The organism is Mesorhizobium sp. LSHC420B00 (genome assembly GCF_000503055.1).
Classification (GTDB): domain Bacteria; phylum Pseudomonadota; class Alphaproteobacteria; order Rhizobiales; family Rhizobiaceae; genus Mesorhizobium.
This window is the reverse complement of record NZ_AYVY01000007.1, coordinates 148,047-166,910: the sequence shown is the minus strand read 5'-3', so window position 1 is coordinate 166,910 and position 18,864 is coordinate 148,047. Positions and strand designations below refer to the sequence as shown.

14 protein-coding genes are annotated in these 18,864 nt (G+C 63.6%); 6 read left to right on the top strand and 8 right to left on the bottom strand.

Features of this window, described 5'->3' with window-relative positions; translation table 11 throughout:
* Positions 1-71: 71 nt before the first annotated feature.
* Positions 72-1,871 carry a hypothetical protein gene (locus X760_RS53065; protein WP_023718902.1) on the bottom strand — a complete coding sequence of 600 codons (1,800 nt, stop codon included), beginning with the start codon at positions 1,869-1,871 and terminating at the stop codon, positions 72-74.
* 129 nt (positions 1,872-2,000) lie between these two features.
* Here X760_RS53065 and X760_RS53060 point away from each other — a divergent pair, with 129 nt between their 5' ends.
* From X760_RS53060 to X760_RS53045, 4 genes are all read left to right on the top strand, one after another.
* Positions 2,001-3,008: a glycosyltransferase gene (locus X760_RS53060; protein ID WP_023718901.1), complete on the top strand. Its 1,008-nt coding sequence runs from the start codon at positions 2,001-2,003 to the stop codon at positions 3,006-3,008.
* A gap of 7 nt (positions 3,009-3,015) precedes the next feature.
* Positions 3,016-3,390 carry a GtrA family protein gene (locus X760_RS53055; protein WP_023718900.1) on the top strand — a complete coding sequence of 125 codons (375 nt, stop codon included), beginning with the start codon at positions 3,016-3,018 and terminating at the stop codon, positions 3,388-3,390.
* 216 nt (positions 3,391-3,606) lie between these two features.
* On the top strand, positions 3,607-4,548 hold the full coding sequence (gshB, locus tag X760_RS53050; protein ID WP_023718899.1) for a glutathione synthase: 942 nt from the start codon (positions 3,607-3,609) through the stop codon (positions 4,546-4,548).
* A gap of 160 nt (positions 4,549-4,708) precedes the next feature.
* On the top strand, positions 4,709-6,241 hold the full coding sequence (locus X760_RS53045) for a YifB family Mg chelatase-like AAA ATPase (RefSeq protein ID WP_023718898.1): 1,533 nt from the start codon (positions 4,709-4,711) through the stop codon (positions 6,239-6,241).
* A 41-nt stretch (positions 6,242-6,282) separates the two neighbouring features.
* Here the strand turns inward: X760_RS53045 and X760_RS53040 are convergent, their stop codons facing one another.
* The 7 genes from X760_RS53040 to lepA form a co-directional block, all read right to left on the bottom strand.
* On the bottom strand, positions 6,283-7,377 hold the full coding sequence (locus X760_RS53040; protein WP_023718897.1) for a hypothetical protein: 1,095 nt from the start codon (positions 7,375-7,377) through the stop codon (positions 6,283-6,285).
* A 133-nt stretch (positions 7,378-7,510) separates the two neighbouring features.
* Positions 7,511-9,685: a malate synthase G gene (locus tag X760_RS53035; RefSeq protein WP_023718896.1), complete on the bottom strand. Its 2,175-nt coding sequence runs from the start codon at positions 9,683-9,685 to the stop codon at positions 7,511-7,513.
* A 290-nt stretch (positions 9,686-9,975) separates the two neighbouring features.
* Entirely contained in the window at positions 9,976-12,003 is a 2,028-nt protein-coding gene (locus X760_RS53030; protein WP_023718895.1) for a hydantoinase/oxoprolinase family protein, read from the bottom strand.
* 297 nt (positions 12,004-12,300) lie between these two features.
* Positions 12,301-12,924, bottom strand: coding sequence for a CDGSH iron-sulfur domain-containing protein (locus X760_RS53025; protein ID WP_023718894.1), 624 nt, complete (start codon positions 12,922-12,924; stop codon positions 12,301-12,303).
* A 525-nt stretch (positions 12,925-13,449) separates the two neighbouring features.
* On the bottom strand, positions 13,450-13,821 hold the full coding sequence (locus X760_RS53020; protein WP_023718893.1) for a hypothetical protein: 372 nt from the start codon (positions 13,819-13,821) through the stop codon (positions 13,450-13,452).
* Between the two features lie 282 nt (positions 13,822-14,103).
* Complete coding sequence (locus tag X760_RS77200) at positions 14,104-14,628, bottom strand: hypothetical protein (protein WP_023718892.1); 525 nt, start codon at positions 14,626-14,628, stop codon at positions 14,104-14,106.
* A 173-nt stretch (positions 14,629-14,801) separates the two neighbouring features.
* The gene (lepA, locus tag X760_RS53010; RefSeq protein ID WP_023718891.1) at positions 14,802-16,607 is read right to left on the bottom strand and encodes a translation elongation factor 4; all 1,806 of its coding nucleotides are present in this window, start codon (positions 16,605-16,607) and stop codon (positions 14,802-14,804) included.
* A 158-nt stretch (positions 16,608-16,765) separates the two neighbouring features.
* Here lepA and X760_RS53005 point away from each other — a divergent pair, with 158 nt between their 5' ends.
* Positions 16,766-17,863, top strand: coding sequence for a TadE/TadG family type IV pilus assembly protein (locus X760_RS53005; protein WP_023718890.1), 1,098 nt, complete (start codon positions 16,766-16,768; stop codon positions 17,861-17,863).
* A 374-nt stretch (positions 17,864-18,237) separates the two neighbouring features.
* The gene (locus X760_RS53000; RefSeq protein ID WP_156948068.1) at positions 18,238-18,786 is read left to right on the top strand and encodes a DUF1223 domain-containing protein; all 549 of its coding nucleotides are present in this window, start codon (positions 18,238-18,240) and stop codon (positions 18,784-18,786) included.
* The last annotated feature ends 78 nt before the right edge of the window (positions 18,787-18,864 follow it).

Here is an 18,864-nt window from a genome sequence, read left to right as displayed (position 1 = left end):
GGCGGGCAAGGGCGAAAGAGTGGATAGTCGGGACTTATGTCCGACAAAAGGCCGCACGCGCCCCCGATCGATCAGCCGCCCAGCCGGACGTGGTACAATTCGACGGCGGCTCCGCTGGTCCCGGCAACCGGCTCAAGCCATTCCGGTACGCTGCCGCGCATCAACCCGGCGAGAAAACCTGCCGGCGCCTTGGCGGCGAGGAGCTTGCTTTCGGGGCTGCCGGGGCACAATGCGACGAGGCCGACGTGATGATCCGCCAGGATTGTCCTGGCATCGGCATCGGACCCAAGGAAGGCATCGAGCGCCAGCAGGTTGCCGGCGACGTTGCGATGATAAGGCCCGGCGAAGACGCGGTGTCCGGAATAGGCCAGGATCGGCGATCCGAGATTGGAAATTGCCAGCACCGTGGTGCCGGGCAGGCGGCCAAGCGCCGCAAAGGAGGCCATGCGCTGGCAAGCGACATCGGCGCCGTCGCCATTATCGGCGGCGGTATTGCTGTCCTCGAAGGCGACCGAGGTCGCCGCGGCAGCCCCAGTCCAGACGGCATTCACCGAAACCAGCCAGACGGCGGCCATGCGCAGCGCCACGCCGCGCGACGGGCTGGCCTCGGCCCGTTGACGCCATTTGGCAATCCAGGCAGCAAGCGGGATGACGGCGAAGGCGATCGAGAATGTCGAACCGCGCACCTGCCAGGCACTGACGATGAAGGCCACGACAAGCAGCGTGCCGACAAGGCTGTCCTGCCGCCGCCAGCCGCCACGGCCAAGGCGAAGCGCCATCAGCACGAGCGCGATGAGCGGCGTAGCATAGCGCGCCACCACCCCGGCCGGATCTTCAGCGAGAAGCTTGAACAGCGATTGCGCCTCGTCGATGTGATCAAGCCATAGCTCCTTGAGGCGCGGATCGAGGTTGGCATAGGGCGCTGCCAGGCATTGCGGGAACAAAAAGACGACGACTGCGGCCAATATCAGGGCAAGCAGGCCAAGCGAGGCGATGCGCCGTTGGCGCGTGCGGCCAGCGGGCTCGGCCGACGCTATCGCCGCAAGGCCGGTTCCGGCAATCGCTGCGACGACGAACTGCACGGTCGAGAAGGCGTCGCATTGCGCCTGACCCCAGGCGGACGGTGCGATGGTGGCGACAAAGACGAGAGCGGACACGCCGGCAAAGCCGAGGCCGAAATCCCTGGCAATCGGCCTCTCGCCATCGGCGTCGAGGGCAAACAGCGTGGCGACAGAGGCGCCGATGGTGGCGACATAAGGCGCGGTTTCCATGCCGACGGCCAGCATCAATCCGGCGCACAGGCCGGAGAGTAGTGCCGCCGGCCCGCGCAAGGGCGCTTCAAGCAGAAGGCTCAGGCTGGCCATGCTCAGCATCAGCTGGACATTGTGGTGATCGAGCGCGCCAGGCGAAAAAATGCCGAGGAAGTGCAGTGCGGCGGCGCCGACGACGACAGCGGGCAGCACGGCGCCGTCACCAGCAAAGCTGCGCGCGGTGCGAGCGGTGAAAAATACGGTCAGGCAAAAGAGCAGCGCCGGCCACAGCACTTGCGCAAAATTCTCGGCAAAGACCGTGCTCCCGGTCAGGGCCGACACGGCCGTGATGGCGGCGATCGGCGCATCGACCAGCCGCGACCAGTGCATGACGAAGCCGCCTTCCAGGCCCATCCTGTACTGGTGCAGATCGAACCAGCTTTGGCCGGCCAGCATGTCGCGAACTTCGACAAGGCGCAGCAGATTGTCGTTGTCGCCGCCGGCATTGGTCAGTTCCGGGAAACCGGCAAAGGCATTGACGGCAAGCGCCAGCAGCGTGGCAAGCAGCGCCAGCGCGATATCGGACCTCCAAATGGAGGCGCCATCGTCGGCTGTGCTCATATCAGGACCTTTGGAAGGAATACGGGGCGGTTTAAACCTAGCCTTAACAGCTTCAATAAATAGTAAAGCCGCCCGAGCGAGGCCGGCGTTTGAGCGGTCAGGGACCTCACAGGGCATCCGGAGACGAAAATGCCACAAGAAGTGCGCCATGAGCCGAGCATCGCCGTGCTCCTGCCTTGCTACAATGAGGAGCTGACGATCGGCGAAGTGGTGCGGCGCTTTCGCGAGACGCTGCCTGCCGCCGCGATATATGTCTACGACAACAATTCGCGCGATCTGACGGCGCTCCGAGCCCGCGCCGCCGGCGCCATCGTGGTGCGCGAGCCGCGCCAGGGCAAAGGCAATGTCGTGCGCCGCATGTTCGCCGACATCGAGGCCGACATCTATCTGATGGCCGACGGCGACGGCACCTATGCGCCGGAGGACGCGCCGCAACTGATCAACACGCTGCTGACCGAGCGCTCCGACATGGTGGTGGGCACCAGGCGCGGCGTCGCCGACGATGCCGGCAGGACTGGCCATGCCTTCGGCAACCGCATCTTCAACAGCCTCTACAAGCGGCTGTTCGGCTCGGACTTTACCGATATCTTCTCGGGGTACCGCGCCTTCACCAGGCGCTTCGTCAAGAGCTTTCCCGCCGTTTCCGGCGGTTTCGAGATCGAGACCGAAATGTCGGTGCACGCCTCGCAGCTCAAATTGCCGGTGAGCGAGATCGGGCTCGACTATGGCCGCCGGCCGGAAGGCTCCTCGTCGAAGCTGTCGACCTTTCGCGACGGCGCGAAGATCCTGTGGATGTTCGCCATGCTGATGAAGGAGACACAGCCGCTGCGTTTCTTCGGCGCTTTTTCGGTGTTCTTCCTGGCATCGAGCCTGTTCCTGATGGCGCCGGTGCTGATCGAGTTCGCCGAAACCGGGCTTGTGCCGCGCATGCCGACCTGGGTGCTGTCGGTCGGGCTGCTGCTGCTGTCGATGCTGGCGGCGGTGACCGGGGTAATCCTCGATTCGGTGTCGCGCGGCCGGGCCGAGCAGAAGCGCATCTTCTATCTGTCGATGCCTTCCGGTCGCGTCGAACGTGAACGTGCAAGCGCCCTCGCGACTTTGAAGGCCGGACCGGGCAAGACCCCGCGCGCGGCCTAGAGCCTGAATGGGACGCCTCGCCCGCTTCATTTTCGCCGGCGGCGTCGGCTTCGTCGCCGATGCGGCGGCGCTTTGGCTGGTGCTGACGATAGCGCCGCTCGGACCATTCGCGGCTCGCATCATTTCGATCGGTTTTGCCCTGTCCGTCACCTGGTTGATCAACCGCCATCTGACGTTTTCGCCTTCCAGCCGCGGCATCGCGCAAGAGGGCGCACGCTATGGCGGCGTCGGCATTGCCACCAGCGTCGTCAATTATCTCGTCTATTGCGCCATCCTGTTCGCGCTGCCGACGGTGTCGCCGCTCATCGCCCTTGCGGTCGCCTCGCTGATTGCCATGGCGCTGTCCTTCCTCGGCTATTCCAAGCTGGTCTTCGATCACTGACGGCACATCGCATTGGGATCTGCGCCAAACGAAGCGCAGCCTCATCATGACCTTGGCCGATTGGCAGAAGCCGCCGATTTCCTTATATCGCTGTCGTCGATGCATCGGCGCGAAAATCGGAATCGATTTTCGGACAGCACGATGCATGGATTCAAAAGTGTTGGAGCGTACTTTGTGCATCCAAGTGGATCGCTGCAAGTGCGCCGGAGAGCTGCCATGCCCCTGAAAGTCGCCGTCCAGATGGACCACATCTCCACCGTGTCGATTGCCGGCGACACGTCGTTTGCGCTGTCGCTGGAAGCGCAGCGGCGCGGCCACCAGCTGTTCCACTACACGCCCGACCGGCTGTCGCTGCGCGACGGCAAGGTGTTTGCCCGCATCGAGGCGATGCAGGTCCGCGACGAGAAGGGCAGCCATTATTCACTGGGCGAAGAAATCCGTACCGATCTTTCGGAGATGGACGTCATCCTTTTGCGGCAGGATCCGCCCTTCGACATGAACTACATCACCACCACGCATATCCTCGAGCGCATCCATCCGAAGACGCTGGTGGTCAACGACCCGGCCTGGGTGCGCAACAGCCCGGAAAAGATCTTCGTCACCGAATTTCCCGACCTGATGCCGGACACGCTGATCACCAAGGATCCGCTCGAAGTCGCCGCCTTCCGCAAGGAGTTTGGCGACATCATCGTCAAGCCGCTCTACGGCAATGGCGGCGCCGGCATCTTCCACCTGCACGAGGCCGACCGCAACCTCGCCTCGCTGCTCGAAATGTTCGGCCAGATGTTCCGCGAACCCTACATCGTGCAGCGCTACCTCAAGGAGGTGCGCGCCGGCGACAAACGCATCATCCTGATTGACGGCGAGCCGGTCGGCGCCATCAACCGCGTGCCGGCCGAGCACGATTCGCGCTCCAACATGCATGTCGGCGGCCGCGCCGAAAAGACCGAGCTGACAGAGCGCGAACGCGAGATATGTGGCCGCATCGGCCCGTGGCTGAGGGAGCGCGGCTTCATCCTCGTCGGCATCGACGTCATCGGCGACTACATGACCGAGATCAACGTGACCTCACCGACCGGCATACGCGAAGTGAAGCGCTTCGGCGGCGCCGACATCGCCAGCCTGTTCTGGGATGCGGTGGAGGGCAAGCGTAACTAGTCTCGCTTCGGAGCGGCCGCGTTGCAACCCATTGGAGCCGCTGCGTTCAGCCGTTCCCCAAATGTTCTTGCCTTCGCCGGAAATCTGTGGTTGTCTCCGGTGACGCCGTTCGCGGCATGATCGCAAGGGCTTGGGGCAAGCCTGCAGCCGGGGTGAAGACATGGTGGCGCGGGTTCGCACGGTTGCTTTCCAGGGCATCGAGGCCGTGCCGGTCGACGTGCAGGTGATGATCGCGCCGGGCAAGGTCAACATGCACATCGTCGGCCTGGCCGACAAGGCTGTAGCCGAAAGCCGCGAGCGGGTGCAGGCGGCGCTGCATGCATCCGGCCTGTCGATGCCGTCGAAGAAGGTCACCGTCAATCTGGCGCCTGCCGACCTGCCCAAGGAGGGCAGCCATTACGATCTGCCGATCGCGCTCGGTTTGATGGCAGCACTCGGCGCCATTCCGGGCGACATGCTGGCCGGCTATGTCGTGCTTGGCGAATTGTCGCTTGACGGCACCATTGCCGCGGTGGCCGGAGCGCTGCCGGCGGCGATCGGCGCCAATGCCGAAGGCAAGGGCCTGATCTGCCCGTTTGCCTGCGGGCCGGAAGCGGCGTGGGCCGGCAAGGATTTCGACATATTGGCGCCGCGCAGCCTGATCGCCATCGCCAATCATTTTCGCGGCACGCAGGTTCTGTCGCGGCCGGAAGCCGGCATCCACGCCTCGGCGCGCGACCTGCCCGACCTTGCCGACATCAAGGGCCAGGAGACCGCCAAGCGGGCGCTGGAAGTGGCGGCGGCCGGCGGCCACAATCTGCTGATGGTCGGGCCGCCGGGGTCGGGAAAGTCGATGCTGGCGCAGCGGCTGCCGTCGATCCTGCCGCCGCTGGCGCCCAGGGAATTGCTCGAAGTCTCGATGATCGCCTCGGTGGCCGGCGAGCTCGGCGAAGGCAAGCTGACCGACCGGAGGCCGTTCCGGGCACCACACCATTCGGCCTCGATGGCGGCGATGGTCGGTGGCGGCCTGCGCGTGCGGCCGGGCGAGGCCTCGCTTGCCCATCACGGCGTGCTGTTCCTCGACGAGTTTCCGGAATTTTCGCCGCAGGCGCTCGATGCGCTGCGCCAGCCGCTGGAGACCGGCGACTGCATGATCGCGCGCGCCAACCATCGCGTCACCTATCCGGCGCGCATCCAGCTGGTCGCGGCGATGAACCCGTGCCGCTGCGGCATGGCCGGCGAGCCGGGCTATCGCTGCCTGCGCGGCGACCGCTGCCGCACCGACTACCAGGCGCGCATTTCCGGCCCGCTGCTCGATCGCATCGATCTCAGGATCGAGGTGCCGGCGGTCTCGGCCAGCGATCTGATCCGGCCGGACCGGGCGGAGAAAAGCGCGGCGGTAGCACTACGCGTGGCGCGTGCGCGTACGATCCAGCGTGAGCGTTTCGAACGACTCGGCGCAACGTCCGCCACCACCAACGCGCATTGCTCGCCGTCGTTCATCGAGGAGATCGCCATGCCGGATGCCGCCGGCCTGTCGCTGCTGAGGGATGCCAGCGAAAAGCTCGGCTTTTCCGCACGAGCCTACCACCGCGTCTTGAAGGTGGCGCGGACACTGGCCGATCTCGAGGCCAGCGAGACGGTCGGCCGCATCCATCTGGCCGAAGCGATTTCCTACCGCATGAGCTCGGAGCGGATGGCGCAGGCGGCGTAGGAGCGTCCCGTCCTACGGCCGAACACGATGAAGAGTTCTGGTCAATTCCCGATGCGGATTCCGATCTCTTTCGCTTCGAGGTCAACTAGTAAACTATTCGTTTCAAAATATCGTATGCCAATGATGTTGTGGCCGATCGTTGGAGAGAATTCCAACTCGGACCCGTATGACGTGTCGAACTTCCACTCCCCCAGCATCGCGATTTTTACCGCCACTCTGGTCCCGACGTCCATTGATCCGCCCGAATCTTTTGGCGGGCTGTCCGCTATTACGATCGTGGAGTTTCCCGTGTCGTAAAGCGTCGGCCGGCAAGTTGTTTTTTCTTTCAATAGGATACATGAACCTATGGTTGGGAAGTTATAGCGCTCGCTAGCGGTTTTCCACTTATCCATATTGAAGCCGCTTTTCACGCTGTCCGATATCCCAATGTGAAGTGCCTTAACTGCCGGGCAATTCGCCTCCTCGTTCGTGCAAGCTCTCCAATCGGTTCCTATCGGAGAAAGATAATACCCCTTTCGCAAGCCATTTCTGGGACTCACGGCATCCATTGGGGATTTCAGCATTTGATTTGGTCCACCACCCCCAATAGGGGAAATGCCAAAAATCCCTTTTGGCCAGAGCCGGCCGCCGACGATTTCACCTGTGCTGCGTCTGACCTCCTTATAGCGAACAAGGAAGGGGATGGATGCCTCGGTGGAGACGGAAGAGCCTCGGGAGCCGAAAGTCACCCGGGCCAACGCAACATTTCCGTACTCATCGTAGGTTCCGTAATTCATGACGGCTTTTTGGGTGGTAACGGTTATCCCATCCAGTTCCAAATCTTTCGTGATTTTTATTCCTTCGACGGAACACAGCTTCTTGGGAAGCACAGAAGCACAGCCGATCGTCATGCCACTGGATCCGGTATCCAATAAGAGCGGTTGATTTATTTTTCTGTTACCGAGGGACAGAACCTTAACATACAACATCCGGATATTGGGTGGATTTCCCGGGTACTCCAATTTTATCAGAGGAACAGCTAACGGCACCTCTTCTGCAGCCTGGGTCGGCAGCGAATTGAATAGCAATGCTTCCCAAATGACTATTATCGATGCAAAGAATTTTCTGACGGTTAGTTCAGACCTGTTGTTGCTCATTTGGCCCCTGAGAAATTCGTCGCACGTTGTCGTGGCAGTATCCAATCACGCTCACCCCCACCCTACAGTACATTGGTCAAATATTTAATGCCTGAGGATGCGCGACCGGTCATAGCCCGACTGTCGTAGGGTTTTATCCCTTCCGCTCTCGCGCCTTCAGTTCCAGCCGCCGCGCGTGAAGGACCGGCTCGGTGTAGCCGTTGGGCTGGATGCGGCCTTTGAAGACGAGGTCGCAGGCGGCGAGGAAGGCGATGGACTTGTCGAAGTCCGGCGCCATCAGCCGGTAGAGCGGATCGCCATGGTTTTGGCGGTCGACGATTGCCGCCATGCGTTTCATCGTTTCCATCACCTGGTCGGGCGTGCAGACGCCGTGATGCAGCCAGTTGGCGATGTGCTGCGAAGAGATGCGCAGCGTAGCACGGTCCTCCATCAGGCCGACGTTGTTTATATCTGGCACTTTCGAACAGCCGACGCCCTGGTCGATCCAGCGCACGACGTAGCCCAGAATGCCTTGTGCGTTGTTGTCGAGTTCCTTCTGGATGTCTTCAGGCGACCAGTTCGGCCGCACTGCGACCGGCACCGACAATATGTCATCCAGCTTCGCCCTGGGCCGGCTTTTCAGCGCCTGCTGCACGGCGTGGACATCGACCTTGTGGTAGTGCGTGGCGTGCAGGGTTGCCGCCGTCGGCGACGGCACCCAGGCGGTGTTGGCGCCGGCCTTAGGGTGCGCGATTTTCTCGGCCAGCATCGCCGCCATCAGGTCGGGCATCGCCCACATGCCCTTGCCGATCTGGGCGTGGCCGGCCAGCCCGCATTCGAGCCCGGTATCGACGTTCCAGGCTTCATAGGCGGCAATCCAGGCGGCCTGCTTCATGTCGCCCTTGCGGATCATCGGGCCGGCTTCCATCGAGGTATGTATCTCGTCGCCGGTGCGGTCGAGGAAGCCGGTGTTGATGAAGACGACGCGGTCCCTGGCGGCGCGGATCGCCTCCTTGAGGTTGACGGTGGTGCGCCGCTCCTCGTCCATGATGCCCATCTTGATGGTGTTTTTCGCCATGCCGAGCAGCGCCTCGACGCGGTCGAAAATCTCGACGGCAAAGGCAATTTCCTCCGGCCCATGCATCTTGGGTTTTACGATATACATCGAGCCGGCGCGAGAATTGGCGCGGCGCCCGTTGGGGCCAACATCGTGCAGCGCGATCAGCGCCGTCAGCGCCGCATCCATGATGCCTTCCGGCACCTCATTGCCGTCGCGGTCCGATATCGCCGGATTGGTCATGAGGTGGCCGACGTTCCTGACCAGCATCAGCGAGCGGCCGGGCACGGTCAGCGTGCCGCCATCGGGCGCGGTATAGGTGCGGTCGGGGTTGAGCCTTCGGACAAAGCTCTTGCCGGCCTTGGTGATCTCTTCAGCCAGGTCGCCCTTCATCAGGCCGAGCCAGTTGCGGTAGACCAGCACCTTATCCTCGGCATCGACGGCCGCCACCGAATCCTCGCAGTCCTGGATGGTTGTCAGCGCCGATTCCAGCACGACATCGGCAATGCCGGCCGGATCGGTGCGGCCGATCTGGTTGTTGCGGTCGATGGCGATTTCGATGTGCAAGCCATTCCTGACCAGCAAGACGGCTTCGGGGTCGGCGGCATCGCCGCGATAGCCGGCAAACTGCTTGGGGTCGGCAAGCGTGGTGGCGCCGCCGCCCTCGCCCAGCCGCAACATGCCGTTGGCGACCGAAAGCCCGTTCACGCCGGCCCATTTGCCTGTCGTGAGCGGCACCGCCTCGTCGAAGAAGCTTTTCGCCCAGGCGACGACCTTGGCGCCGCGCGCCGGATTGAATTTGTTGCCTCGCTCGGCGCCGTCCGTCTCCGGGATGGCGTCGGTGCCGTAGAGCGCATCATACAGTGAGCCCCAGCGCGCATTGGCGGCATTCAGCGCATAACGCGCATTCATCACCGGCACCACCAACTGCGGCCCGGCGACCAGCGCGATTTCCGGGTCGACATTTTCGGTCGTCACGCTGAAGGCCGGCCCCTCGGGCAGGAGATAGCCGATCTCGCGGAGGAAGCTCTTGTAGGCCTCCATGTCGACGGGCGCGCCATTGTCGCGGTACCAGTGGTCGAGCTTGTTCTGCATGGCATCGCGTTTTTCGAGCAGCGCCCGGTTTTTTGGCGAGAGATCATGGACGATCGCCGAAAAACCGCTCCAGAATGCCTCCGCTTCAATGCCGGTGCCCGGCAACGCCTCGTTCACGACAAAATCATGAAGCTCGCGGGCAATCCGCAATCCGGCGATCTCGACGCGATCGATCATCAGGGCTTCTCCAGACGAAAGGCTAGGCCGGGCCTTTGGCATGTCGCGGTTGCAGGGTCAATTCGGCATAGGTGAAGGTAGGGCGTTTTCGCCGTTGCAGGAGCTGCCAATCTCCCCACTTGTGGGGGAGATGCCCGGCAGGGCAGAGGGGGGCGTGAAGGATCGCCGACCTTGCCATTTACGACCAGCCGCAAGTCTGAGGTGTTACCGCGAAAGACTGAGACGTTGGCGGGACAGCGCCCCCCTCTGTCCTGCCGGACATCTCCCCCTCGAGGGGGGAGATCGGCTAATCACACCGCCATCCTTGGCCTGCCCGACGCGACCGCCACGACATGCGCCTCGATGAACATGCGCTGGCCCTCGACGGTGGAGACGCGGAACTCGCTGGCGATTTCGATCTCGGCGCTGTCGGTGCCGGCGTCCTTCGCCCGCCCGGCGGCAATAGCGCGCACATCTCTCTCCGCCGCGGCGATCGCCGCCGCCTCGTCGTTGAAATCGCGCACGCTTTCGCCTGAGGCGACACGGAACAGCCCTTCCTTGGGCTGGCTGACCCGCGCCTCGGCCGAAACCCGGACCTGGCCGACGACGGCGCCGAGCGCATTGGCCACATCGGTATCCTCAGGCACCACGCAGTCATTGCCGACCAGCTCGGCCAGGCCGGCATAGTGCAACGGCGCCGAGGCGCCGAGGCCGATGACCGGACGGTCGAGCGCGACGCTGAGCCGGGCGATGCCGGGATGGGCGTCGACGGCGCGCTGGACCAGCGCGTGGGCGACGGTCGCCGCGCCATCCAGCCCATCCTCGGCGAAGGCGGTCTCGAGGATGACTTCCGCCGACAGGCGGGTCAGCGTGGTCAGCACCCGTTCCGAGATCGCCTCCGGCGAGGCGGCGATGAACTGGCCGCGGCCGTCACGCCTGCGCGCGAACAGCTCGGCACCCAGACGCGCCGCAGCCAGATCCCAATTGGCCTGCCTGCCCAGCACATGCGCGGCATCCGACGGCGTGAAGCCGGCGACATGCACCAGCCCGCGCGACACCAGCCGGTTCAAGGTGGCGTTCTGGGCATTCGAAGTCAGCAATCTGTCGAGAGCCTGCGGCACGGCACCGATCAGCTCGTAAAGCTTGGCTTCGGCACCGGTCAGTCCGGCCGCGAGCCGCTCCGGCACGCCGGTGCGCACCGCGAGGCGGCCATCCATGCGGCCGGGATTGGGTGCGCGCAGCTGGCGTTCCAGTTCTGATGTGACCGCGTCGCCATGCATCATGCCGGCCAGCGCCAGCGGCACCAGGCGGCGCGGCCCGAGCAGGATCTTCGGGTTGAGCGCGCCGTCCTCCAGCGCCACTTCGGAATCGCCGCCGAGGCCAAAAGTGCGCATGGCGACGGCCTCGACCATGGTGCGGAAGCCGCCGACGGTGGCGCCTTCCGGATCGAGCCGCGGCCGGCCCTTGTCCAACACCGCGACGTCGGTGGTGGTGCCGCCGATATCGGAGACCACGGCATTGTCGAGGCCGGTCATGTGGCGGGCGCCGACAAGGCTGGCGGCCGGGCCGGACAGGATCGTCTCGATCGGCCGCTGGCGGGCAAAGGCGGCCGAGACCAGCGCGCCGTCGCCGCGCACCACCATCAGCGGGGCGGCGATCTTGCGCGCGGCCAAAAAACCTTCGGTTGCCGCGACCAGCCGGTCGATCATCGAGATCAGCCGGGCGTTGAGCAAGGTCGTCAGTGCCCGGCGCGGGCCGCCGAGCTTGGCCGACAGCTCGTGGCTGGCGGTGACCGGCAGGCCTGTTATGTCGCGGATCAGGTCGCGGGCGGCAAGCTCGTGCGCCGGGTTGCGGGTAGCAAAATAGGCGCAGACGGCAAAGCCGGACACCGACTTTTCCAATTCCGGCAAAGCTGCCTCCAGCCCGGACAGATCGAGGCTCGCCGCATTGCCGTGGACATCGTGGCCGCCGGGGCAGAACACCACCGGATCGGTGCCGAGCGCCGCCTTCAGCCCGTCGCGGGCAAGGTCGCCCTCGGCAAAACCGATCATCACAAGTGCTACGCGGCCGCCCTGGCCCTCGACCAGCGCATTGGTGGCAAGCGTCGTCGACATCGACACCAGCTTAATCGCCGCCGGGTCGGTGCCGGCTTTTTGCAGCACCGCATCGACCGCGCCCGATATGCCGACCGCCAGGTCGTGACGGGTGGTTAGCGCCTTGGCCTTGGCCAGAACTTTTCCGCCGGGGCCGCCGGCCTCCGACCACAGCACCGCGTCGGTGTAGGTGCCGCCGGTGTCTATGCCGAGGAACAGGGGGGAGGGTTTGAGCTTGGCGGTCATTGGCGGGTCCGGAGAATTCGTCTCCGCCCCTTAGCGGATACCGGCCGATCGATAAAGCCGCGATGGCTGGGCCACGGGCGAACACGCTGCAGGCTCGCCCAATGCCGGCGGGACAGCACCCCCCTCTGTCCTGCCGGACATCTCCCTCTCAAGGGGGGAGATTGGGTGTCACCCACGCTCTCGCAAATTTTCAACGCTGCAAACAGGGTGGCCGCCGGCGAAGCTGCCAATCTCCCCCCTTGAGGGGGAGATGTCCGGCAGGACAGAGGGGGGTGTGACGGATCGCAACCTTGGCAATTACCCGACAAACCCCACGCGCTTGTGGCTGCCATCGCAGAACGGCTTGTTGGCGGAGTGGCCGCAGCGGCAGAGGAAGGTGCGTTGCGTGCGGTCGACCGTGTGGCCGGTGCCGGTGACGATTTCGAGATTGCCTTCGAGCTTGAGCGGGCCGTTGGTGGTCGGCGTGACGGTGAGCGGGCCATCGCGCGCTTCCAATGCCGGCGTGTCTTTCAGCGCCGGCTCGCCGGTGGCGGTGAAGCCCGCCTTGGCGTGGCTGCCATCGCAGAACGGCTTGTTTTCCGAGGCGCCGCAGCGGCAGAGCGTGGCGCGGTAAAATGTTTCGCCGCCCAGCACGATCTCGGCATGCACGGCCAGCGGGCCGTTTTCCCTTATGCGCACAATGTTGACCACCGGCGGCTGTTCCTGCGGCCCGCCATCCTTGCGGACATAGGTGATGGCGCCGGACGGGCAGCCTTCGGCGAGCGCCACGATCTTCTCGACGCTGGCCGCCTCGGGGTGGATCCACTGGTCGGGCGCATTGGGCACGAAGACACGCGGATCGCCAAGCACGCAGTTGCGCGAATGGATGCAACGTTTTCCCGAAAAGCCGATCTCTATGTTTTCGCCTTCGACCACTGCCATGGGTGGGATCTCCTCTCGGACTACGCTATGGCGACGGCCAGGACGACGTCAAGGCAGCATTCTCCACCTCGTGAGGGCCGACCTCGGGCGCGGCGGGAAGGGAATTCGCATTTTTTGCTCGCAGCACTACATTTTGTTCTTGCTTTGTGCCGGCAGCTATGCTACTAATTTGACTGTGGTGCCAATTGGCTCCAACGACCCGCCCCACCGAGGCGGGTTTTTTGTTTCAGCTTTGAATTCCGGCGTTGCCGGCCGACGTTGGCGGGACAGCGCTCCGCTGCTATGGCCTCTGTACGACCACCTGGCCCACAAGGGTGAGGCAATCGCATACAGGAGTCCCCCTCATCCGGCCGCTTCGCGGCCACCTTCTCCCCGAGGGGAGAAGAGGCTGGCGCCAGTGCAGGCGACTCCTCTCCCCTCGGGGAGAGGTCGGATTGCCCCGAATTCCCTTCGCAATTCGGTTGGCAATCCGGGTGAGGGGGCGCTTGCCGGTGTGCAATAGCCCTCGAACAAAAGGGAGACAGTTCACGGAACCAGATCGATTTCCTCGGTCTCGCCGCCACTGCAGGTGTAGCAGCAATCGTCGCATTTTTCCGCGTTGGCCGGGCCGACACCCCAATAGGTATTCTCGTCACCATCGACCCAGGCGCCGTAGCAGATCGATTCGCCGTCATTGCAGGACAGCGGGATCGACTTGGTCTCGCCGTCGTTGAGATAATAATCCTGATTGTTGCCCGGCCAGACGTGGTCGCGGTCCTGGCTGTACAGTTCGACGCGCATGGCGTTGGGATGGCTGTTCTTGATCTCGAACGTGACATCGCCGGCATGCGCGACGGGCGCAAACAATCCGACGATGAACAGCGCAGCGGCAACGCGGCGCGCGAAAGCGTAAGACAACATGATGATTCCCCCCGGAATGAAACGGCCTGCTCGGCCGCGCGGGGGAACATGGCATGGCGGGTTGAAGGGTGGAAGAGGTGATTGCGGCATTTGCGTCGCAAGACGCGCGAGGCTGCCAAGGAAGACCCCTCTCCGGTTTGCTTCGCAAACCACCTCTCCCCACTTCGTGGGGCGAGGAAACCGCCAATCGCCGAAGCCTCACAAGACCTGGGTTCCTCGCCCCCACATGGTGGGGGAGAGGTGGCCGCGAAGCTGCCGGAGAGGGGCGGTCCGACGGGCTCAACGATCGGGCTTCAGCAGGGTCCATATCCAGCCGATGAATGTGAGCACCAGGAAGGGATATCCGGCAGCGGGCAGCGGCGCCGAGGTCGGCAGCAAAGGCGCGCCCCAGAGGATCAGGCCCACTGAGACGACGAACAGCACAGCCGCCACGACAGCGGTGAGCCGCATCCACAGGGCGAAGGTTTTCGGCGCGCTGACCATGACCAGCGCCGCCGCCCAGAGCGAGATACCGCCGACATAGGAGGGCACGCTGGCCTCAAGCCCCGCCGCATTGCCGACGAGCAGCAGGCTCTCGCCGGCGAGAAAGGTCAGAAATCCGGCCGCCACGCAGTCATTGCCCAGCCGCTGATATTTCATCGTCAGCAGCGCGGTTGCTACCACCAGTGCGACGCCGTCGATCGTCCAGAGTGTTTCGCGAAGGGACGCGCTCTCGACGAAGGTGCCGACGAGGCCCATCGCGCCGCCGATGGCAAGGCCGATCGCGGCGATCGTGTCAGAGATAGCAGGGCTGGCGGGACGCATCGGGACCTCCCTTCCAAGCTCAAGGATACTTCAAGACGGGACCTTCTCCAATGGCGGCCCGCTGCCTAAAGCGAAGGGCATTGGCCGGCGCATATTTAATCGCATCGGGAGGCGGTTCGGTCAGCTCGAAATTGGGAACAGCCCGGCCACGGGGGAAATGGGCGTAACCCCGTTCAATCGCCCATCTTCAGCGCCTGGATAAACGCCTCCTGCGGGATATCCACCTTGCCGAACTGGCGCATCCGCTTCTTGCCCTCTTTCTGCTTGTCGAGCAGCTTGCGCTTGCGCGAGACGTCGCCGCCGTAGCATTTGGCGGTGACGTCCTTGCGCAGCGCCGAGATCGTTTCGCGGGCGATGACCTTGCCGCCGATCGCCGCCTGGATCGGGATCTTGAACAGATGGTGCGGGATCAGCTCCTTCAGCTTCTCGCACATCTGGCGGCCGCGCTTTTCCGCCGCCGTGCGGTGGACCAGCATCGACAGCGCGTCGACCGGCTCCTCGTTGACCAGGATCGACATCTTGACCAAGTCGCCTTCCTTGTAGTCGGTCAGGTGATAGTCGAAGGAGGCGTAGCCCTTGGAGATCGACTTCAGCCGGTCGTAGAAGTCGAAGACCACCTCGTTGAGCGGCAAATCGTAGATCAGCATGGCGCGCTTGCCGACATAGGACAGGTCGGCCTGGATGCCGCGCCGGTCCTGGCAGAGCTTCAGGATGCCGCCGAGATAGTCGTCGGGGGTGAGGATGGTGGCGCGGATCCATGGCTCCTCGATGGCCGAAATCTTGACCACGTCGGGCATATCGGCCGGGTTGTGCAGTTCCTTGACCGTGCCGTCGTTCAGCAGCAGGCGGTAGACGACGCTCGGCGCGGTGGCGATGAGGTCGAGGTTGAACTCGCGCTCCAGCCGCTCCTGGATGATTTCGAGATGCAAAAGGCCGAGGAAGCCGCAGCGATAGCCGAAGCCGAGTGCCGCGCTGGTTTCCATTTCGAAGGAGAAGGACGCGTCGTTGAGGCGCAGCTTGCCGACCGCGGCGCGCAGATCCTCGAAATCGGCTGCGTCGACCGGGAACAGGCCGCAGAACACCACCGGCTGCGCCGGCTTGAAGCCGGGCAGGGCTTGTGCCGTCGGGCGCTTGTCCTCGGTGATGGTGTCGCCGACGCGGGTGTCGGCGACTTCCTTGATCGAGCCGGTGAAGAAACCGAACTCGCCGGGGCCGAGCTCGTCGACATTGATGCGGGCGGGCGTGAAGACGCCGGTGCGCTCGACCAGGTATCTGGCGCCGGTGCCCATCATGCGGATGGTCTGGCCCTTCTTCAGTACGCCGTCGATGATGCGGACCAGCACGATGACGCCGAGATAGGCGTCGTACCAGCTATCGACCAGCATCGCCTTCAATGGAGCCGCGATGTCGCCCTCGCGCGGCGGCGGCAGATCGTTGACGATGGCTTCGAGCACGTCGGGAATGCCGAGCCCGGTCTTGGCCGAGATCAGCACGGCGTTGGAGGCATCGATGCCGATCACCTCCTCGACCTGCTCGCGGATGCGCTCGGGCTCGGCGGCGGGCAGGTCGACCTTGTTCAGCACCACGACAATCTCGTGGTTGTTGTCGATCGCCTGGTAGACATTGGCCAGCGTCTGCGCTTCGACGCCTTGCGAGGCGTCGACGACCAGCAGCGAGCCCTCGCAGGCGGCCAGCGAGCGCGACACTTCATAGGCGAAGTCGACATGGCCGGGCGTGTCGATCAGGTTGAGGATATAGTCCTGCCCATTGTTGGCGCGGTACTTCAGCCGCACCGTCTGCGCCTTGATGGTGATGCCGCGCTCGCGCTCGATGTCCATCGAGTCCAGCACCTGCTCCTTCATGTCGCGCAGCTCCAGCCCGCCGGTCGACTGGATCAGCCGGTCGGCAAGCGTGGATTTGCCATGGTCGATATGGGCAACGATGGAGAAGTTGCGGATGTTTTTGATCGGCGTGGTCATGCGGCGCGCTTTAGCAGGGGCACGGTGCATCGGCAAGCGGCGGGGCGCGGACGGGGCGGCGGGACGGCAAAGTCGTTAAACTTTGATCCATGAGATTAGAGCATAGTTTGCGCCCGGCGTGATAGCCCCACTGGCCTATCGCCGTTTGGGGGGTCGGAATGCCGCTGTCAGCACGCAAATTTCTCAAATCGGTGAGCGGCTCGTTCGCGCCAATGCTCGCCATCTTGCTGATGCCGATGGTTGCCGCATTGGGTTTTTCCATCGACTATACCTCGGCGGTTTCAACCAGGGCCTCGATGCAGAATGCGCTCGATGCAGCATCGCTGTCGATCACGACGCTGGAGACGACCACGACGTTGGCGGACCGCCAGGTGAAGCTGCAGGAGGCATACCTGGCCAATGGCGGGCAAGGCACGGCCAAGCTCGACAGCTTCGTCGTCGCCACCGACGGCGCTGCCAGCATCAAGGCTTCGGCTGGCTTCGCCATGCCGACGAGTTTCATGCAGATCGTCAAGATCAACACGGTGCAGGTCGGCGTTGCGTCGGCGGTGAGAAAGCGGCCGGCACTGATCGAGGCGACGTTCAAGATCGACAAGGTCTCGGGCTGGTGGGACAAGACGATGACGCTCTACGGCACCAAGTTTGGTGACACGAATGCCAATAAGCTGATGAAGATCGTCTACGTGCATAACAAGTTTGGCGATCCGAAGGGCTACGGAACAACCTCTGCATACACGATCAACGGAACGACGGAGACGCTGGTCCAAAAACAAGTATGCACGACCATCACGGTGAACAGCTTCTACGGCCTGCCCACCACCACGATCGTCCAGACTGACTCCAACGGCCGGAAATACGCGACCACCTGCGTCAATACCGGCGCCGGCGCGGTGGTCAATGTGACTGACATGGATAACCTCTATCTGGAGATGAAGATACCGAATCCCAATCCTGGTCTTGATTTCAGATTTGGTCCTGGTCTTGGCGGCGGCTATCTGCAATCAGGCACGAAAGAAACCCTGCGATCAGACGACAAGGCCACGTCCGACCGGCTGTTCATCGACAAGATCAAGACGCCAGCCAATACGATCGTGGACATCTTTACGGCCGTGCCGTGCGGCATCACCGGCAGCCAAGCGTGGGAAGATGGCGGATCACTTACCAACAACACCGTAGGTGACGCCGATTTTTCCTATTTTGTGACCGGCAAATGCGCCTTCAACAAGCGGCCTTCGGAGACCGTGCTTACGCAATAGAAGGGCAGCGGCTGAGTGCCACCTGCCCGCCCCAGAACTCGTCACAACGCCGCCTGATCACCACCGGGTGGCATTTTTGGTTGCGAACGACCATCTTCCCTTCTCCCCTTGTGGGAGAAGGTGTCGCCGAAGGCAACGGATGAGGGGGGTTCCAGGGAACGCCAACGCCTCATTCCTTCCAACACCCCTCATCCGTCTCGGCGCTTCGCGCCGATCCACCTTCTCCCACAAGGGGAGAAGGGAGAGCTGCGAACAATCACGAAGCGGTGATGCTGTAACGAACCGTGCGTCGGCGGCGAAGTGTGGACATGGAACGATGTCTGCACAGGAGAAATGCGATGCCCGGATCGACAGCGACACGCAGCACAGCCCGGATGGGGCTCGCCGCAATACTGTTTTCGGCAATCGGGTTTTCGGCAACCAGCGCGGCTGCCGGCCAGACGCTGACCGTCGTCGAGTTGTTCACCAGCCAGGGCTGTTGGTCCTGTCCGCCGGCCAACGCCAATCTGATCAAGGTCAAGGACCAGCCCGGCGTGCTGGCGCTATCCTTCAACGTCACCTACTGGGACTATCTCGGCTGGAAGGACACATTCGGCAAAGAAGAATTCACGCAGCGCCAGGTCCGCTATGAACCGTCGCTCGGCCGTTCCGGCCCGTTCACGCCGCAAGTGGTGGTCAACGGCAGGGCCGATGTCTGGCTGGTTCACTACCGACAAGGCGTCGTCGAGGTGCCGGTGGCGCGCGGCGAAAACACCGGGCGCACGCTGCCGCACGCCAATGTCGTGCATTCGCTGACCAGGCTGGGCAGTTGGACCGGCGACGCCACCGCGCTGCCGTTGCCGGCCGCTGCAAGCGGCCTCAGCACCGCGGTGCTGGTCCAGGTGCCGGGCGGCGGGCCGATCCTCGGTGCCGCTGCGAATTAGAACCCGTTCCGAAATTTGCGCAATGCCGCAGCGGCGCCGCCGCATGCGATCAACCCTGCCATAACCCAAGGAGACCAC

Coding starts and splice junctions, on each gene's coding strand:
- X760_RS53035 (WP_023718896.1), bottom strand. CDS start 9,685: ATGATCGATCGCGTCGAGATCGCCGGATTGCGGATTGCCCGCGAGCTT.
- X760_RS53045 (WP_023718898.1), top strand. CDS start 4,709: ATGGTGGCGCGGGTTCGCACGGTTGCTTTCCAGGGCATCGAGGCCGTG.
- X760_RS53055 (WP_023718900.1), top strand. CDS start 3,016: ATGGGACGCCTCGCCCGCTTCATTTTCGCCGGCGGCGTCGGCTTCGTC.
- X760_RS53030 (WP_023718895.1), bottom strand. CDS start 12,003: ATGACCGCCAAGCTCAAACCCTCCCCCCTGTTCCTCGGCATAGACACC.
- X760_RS53060 (WP_023718901.1), top strand. CDS start 2,001: ATGCCACAAGAAGTGCGCCATGAGCCGAGCATCGCCGTGCTCCTGCCT.
- X760_RS53025 (WP_023718894.1), bottom strand. CDS start 12,924: ATGGCAGTGGTCGAAGGCGAAAACATAGAGATCGGCTTTTCGGGAAAA.
- X760_RS77200 (WP_023718892.1), bottom strand. CDS start 14,628: ATGCGTCCCGCCAGCCCTGCTATCTCTGACACGATCGCCGCGATCGGC.
- X760_RS53040 (WP_023718897.1), bottom strand. CDS start 7,377: ATGAGCAACAACAGGTCTGAACTAACCGTCAGAAAATTCTTTGCATCG.
- X760_RS53005 (WP_023718890.1), top strand. CDS start 16,766: ATGCCGCTGTCAGCACGCAAATTTCTCAAATCGGTGAGCGGCTCGTTC.
- X760_RS53000 (WP_156948068.1), top strand. CDS start 18,238: ATGGGGCTCGCCGCAATACTGTTTTCGGCAATCGGGTTTTCGGCAACC.
- X760_RS53065 (WP_023718902.1), bottom strand. CDS start 1,871: ATGAGCACAGCCGACGATGGCGCCTCCATTTGGAGGTCCGATATCGCG.
- gshB (WP_023718899.1), top strand. CDS start 3,607: ATGCCCCTGAAAGTCGCCGTCCAGATGGACCACATCTCCACCGTGTCG.
- lepA (WP_023718891.1), bottom strand. CDS start 16,607: ATGACCACGCCGATCAAAAACATCCGCAACTTCTCCATCGTTGCCCAT.